This is a genomic window from Lysinibacillus sp. GbtcB16, from assembly GCF_019091145.1.
Classification (GTDB): Bacteria; Bacillota; Bacilli; order Bacillales_A; family Planococcaceae; genus Lysinibacillus; species Lysinibacillus fusiformis.
Genome location: NZ_JAGXJV010000619.1, coordinates 1 through 254, shown reverse-complemented (window position 1 = coordinate 254; position 254 = coordinate 1). Strand labels below are relative to the sequence as shown.

The 254-nt window shown below is 58.3% G+C and carries 1 protein-coding gene; it reads right to left on the bottom strand.

Going from position 1 to position 254, the window contains the following annotated elements:
* On the bottom strand, positions 1 to 254 hold a 254-nt coding region (gene gpr / locus KVT27_RS25420), incomplete at both ends, for a GPR endopeptidase (RefSeq protein WP_217582251.1).

Here is a 254-nt window from a genome sequence, read left to right as displayed (position 1 = left end):
CAGCAATCTGAATCGTCGTATTCACCCTGTCCAAGGATCTGGAAGCAAGCGCGTCGATGGCTATGATGAAATCCGGCTTGGATTTCTCCACGATCCCCAGTACGATATCGCTGCTTTCAATCCCCGTTGTTCCCAGCACCCCCGGCGCCACGGCACTGACCGGCCGGTAGCCCGGGCTGACGTCGTCAGGCATCAGCTCGAAGAAGTGTCTCGTCACCATCACATTATCGACAACGAGCGGGCCGAGCGCATCG